This is a genomic window from Pseudomonas inefficax (genome assembly GCF_900277125.1).
GTDB classification, from domain to species: Bacteria; Pseudomonadota; Gammaproteobacteria; order Pseudomonadales; family Pseudomonadaceae; genus Aquipseudomonas; species Aquipseudomonas inefficax.
Genome location: NZ_OPYN01000067.1, coordinates 1 through 3375, shown reverse-complemented (window position 1 = coordinate 3375; position 3375 = coordinate 1). Strand labels below are relative to the sequence as shown.

3 protein-coding genes and 1 pseudogene are annotated in these 3375 nt (G+C 64.9%); 1 reads left to right on the top strand and 3 read right to left on the bottom strand.

The window, feature by feature from the left end; translation table 11 throughout:
- Both JV551A3_RS31525 and JV551A3_RS07355 read right to left on the bottom strand, forming a co-directional pair.
- Window positions 1–506: efflux RND transporter permease subunit (locus JV551A3_RS31525; protein WP_133978473.1), on the bottom strand; the 506-nt coding region annotated here is incomplete at its 3' end.
- Window positions 507–515: 9 nt separating this feature from the next.
- Window positions 516–1613 (bottom strand): annotated as a pseudogene (locus JV551A3_RS07355) (efflux RND transporter periplasmic adaptor subunit); the annotation flags it as partial.
- A gap of 168 nt (window positions 1614–1781) precedes the next feature.
- Here JV551A3_RS07355 and JV551A3_RS07350 point away from each other — a divergent pair.
- Window positions 1782–2423, top strand: a complete 642-nt coding sequence (locus tag JV551A3_RS07350) for a TetR/AcrR family transcriptional regulator (protein WP_133978471.1) — start codon at window positions 1782–1784, stop codon at window positions 2421–2423.
- A 129-nt stretch (window positions 2424–2552) separates the two neighbouring features.
- On the opposite strand, the gene JV551A3_RS07345 is transcribed toward JV551A3_RS07350, so the two are convergent.
- The gene (locus JV551A3_RS07345) at window positions 2553–3329 is read right to left on the bottom strand and encodes a class I SAM-dependent methyltransferase (protein ID WP_133978469.1); all 777 of its coding nucleotides are present in this window, start codon (window positions 3327–3329) and stop codon (window positions 2553–2555) included.
- Between the last annotated feature and the right edge of the window lie 46 nt (window positions 3330–3375).

Sequence of the window (3375 nt, the reverse complement as noted above, 5' to 3'; positions counted from 1 at the left end):
TGCAACTGGATCTGGATACGGTCGGCATAGTCCTTGAGCACCGCGTAGTCGAAGCCATCACCGGTCAGGGCATAGATGTTGCCGAAGGTGGTGCCGAACTCGTCATTGAAAAACGGGCCCTGGATTTCCGGCGGCAAGGTGTGGCGGATGTCCGCGACCTTCTTGCGGATCTGGTACCACAGCTCGGGAATGTCCTTGGAATGCAGCGAGTCGCGGGCCATGAAGGTGACCTGCGATTCGCCTGGTCGGGAAAACGAGACGATCCGCTCGTACTCGCCGGTTTCCATCAGCTTCTTCTCGATGCGCTCGGTAACCTGCCGCGACACTTCCTCGGCAGTGGCACCAGGCCACAGAGTACGAATGACCATGGCCTTGAAGGTGAACGGCGGGTCCTCGCTCTGGCCGAGCTTGGTGTAGGACATGGCGCCAATGGCCGCCAGCAGGATCATCAGGAACAGGACGATCTGGCGGTTGCGCAGCGCCCAGGCAGAAAGGTTGAAACCCATCGCGACGTACTCCTTGGACGTCAGGTTCACTACGCGATTGGTACGGTCCACGGGGCGTATCTCATGGCCCTCGCGCAATACATGGCCACCCGCGGCGACTNCCCNGTCGCCGGGGGCGAGGCCTTCGAGCACGGGTACGCTGTCGGCACCATAAGCCCCCAGGCGTACCACTGCCCGCTCCAGGCGGCTGTCCTTGGTGACCCGCCAGACGTAGGCCTGCCCGTTTTCCGCAGTGACTGCCGACAGCGGCACCGCCAGCGGGATCAGCCCTTCGTGGGCGATGAATACCCGGGCACTCTGGCCCAGCTCCGCCGGTGTGGCGGCCGAGGTAAAGGCGATGCGGGCAGCGAAGGTGCGCGACCGCGGGTCGGCGGCCGGTGACAGCTCGCGGATGCGCCCCTGGAAGCGCTCTTGCGGGTGCGACCACAGCTCCACGCTCACCGGCTGGCCCACGGCGAAGCGGGCGAACTGCTGCTCCGGCAGGCCGATGGCCACTTCCCGCTCGCCATCGGCGGCCAGGGTGAACACAGTCTGCCCTGCGGCGACCACCTGGCCCACTTCCACCTGGCGCTTGGCAATGACACCTGCCTGAGGTGCACGCAACACGGCGTATTCAGCCTGATTGCCGGCCACGTCGAACTCGGCCTTGGCCTGCTTCAGGCGGGCGAGGCCGGCGCGGTAGAGGTTTTCGGCGTTATCGAACTGGGAATGGCTGACCATCTGCCGGTCTAGCAGCTTCTGGTAGCGATCGCGCTCGGCGCGCACCAGCGACAGGTTGGCCTCGGCGGCTGCCAGCTGGGCACGGTTGGCTTCCAGCTGCAAGCGCACATCCTGCGGGTCCAGTTCGGCGAGCGGCTGGTCGGCCTTGACCCGCTGCCCTTCCTCGACCAGGCGTTTGCTGACCTTGCCGCCAATGCGGAAAGCCAGCTCCGGCTCGAAGCGCGCACGCACTTCACCGGGGTAACTGTCGGCAGCGGCTTCGGCCGGCTGCGGCTGCACCACCAGCGCCGGGCGCGGCGCGGCAGGTGGGGCGGCTTCCTGGCCGCACGCCGTCAGGAGCAGAGCAGCGACGGTGGGCAGGGCGATGGACAAGGCATGGCGCAACATGATGAATCCTTTCGCGAAGGGCACGACTGAATATTTATACTGGCTAGTATATTAAATCAGCGAACCGGAGCCGGGAAGCCAGGCCCGGAAGAAAATCAATATCAATGCAGGACGCGATCTGCAGCCGGAAGCTGTTCGAGCCGGTAAGATGGTCGTCCTTTTGAAAAGATGCGGATTCCAATGTCTAACGACGCACCCATCGGCCCGGGCCGGCCCAAGGATCTGGCCAAGCGCGAGGCGATTCTCGAAGCGGCCAAGGCCCTGTTCCTCAGCCTTGGCTACGCCAACACCAGCATGGATGCGGTCGCCGCGGCGGCAGGTGTTTCAAAGCTCACCGTATACAGCCACTTCACCGACAAGCAGACACTGTTCGGCTCGGCGGTGATGGCCACCTGTCAGATCCAGTTGCCTGACCTGCTGTTCGAGTACCCCGAGGGGGCGCCGGTGGAAGAGGTGCTGCTGACCATTGCCCGTGGCTTCCAGGCGCTGATCAGCAGCGATGAAGCGGTCAAACTGAGCCGCCTGATCATGGCCCAGGGCAGCCTCGACCCGAGCTTTGGCGAGTACTTCTACGAAGCCGGGCCCAAGCGCGTGCTGGCCGGCATGGAAGCGCTGCTGCGCGGGGCGCATGAGCGTGGGTTGCTGCGTGTCGACAACCCGCTGCGTGCGGCGGAGCACTTCTTCTGCCTGGTCAAGGGCGCACCGGATTACCGGTTGCTGCTGGGGTGCGCGGGGCCGCTGGAGGGGGATGAGGCCGAGGCACATGTGCGCGAGGTGGTGGGGGTGTTCTTGCGGGCATTCCAGCCCTGATATCAGGCTGCCTGTGCGGGCCTCTTCGCGGGTAAACCCGCTCCCACAGGGTCGATGTGATCTTGAAGTTTGTACAGCACCTGTGGGAGCGGGTTTACCCGCGAAGAGGCCCGAACAGGCATAGCCAAATCAGGCCTTCAGCGCCTTCTTCGGGTAAATGTCATACCGGCTCGACTTACCCTCAAGGCTGTGGCTTGGCTTCGGCCCATCGATGATAGGCGCCTTGCGCGGCCGCTTCACCACCACCCGGTGGCTGGCCAGCGCCAGGGCGGCTTCGAGCAGGGCCGGGGCATCCAGGTCATCACCGACCAATGGCCGGAAAACGCGCATTTCCTTCTTCACTAGCGCGCTTTTGTCCCGGTGCGGGAACATCGGGTCGAGGTAGATCACCTGCGGCGCCTCCCCTTCCCAAGTGCGCATGCGCTCGATGGCATTGCCGGTCAGCAGGCGCATGCGCCCCACGATCGGCCCCACCTCCTCATCCGACCGCGCCCGCGCCAGGCCATCCTCAAGCAGCGCGGCAATCAGCGGCTGGCGTTCGACCAGGGTCACCTGGCAGCCCAGGCTGGCCAGTACGAATGCGTCCTTGCCCAGCCCGGCAGTGGCATCCAGCACCTGCGGACGCACGCCCTGGGCAATGCCCACCGCCTTGGCGATCATCTGCCCGTTGCCACCACCGAACAGGCGCCGATGCGCGGCCTGGCCTTCGACGAAGTCCACCCGCACCGGCCCCGGCGCCTGCGGGCCCAATTGCTGAATCTGCAAACCATCAACGCCCACCTGCACGGCAAACCCGGCAGCATCGTCCTGCAGCGGCAACTCAAGGCGCTCGGCCCACGCAGCGGCTTGCGCCTCGAATTCAGCCGACAGCGCCTCGACCCGGATACCTGTGCCCTGCTCTTCCATCATTCACACCTAGAAATTGAACCCAGCCACTAATGTATCGGCCCTC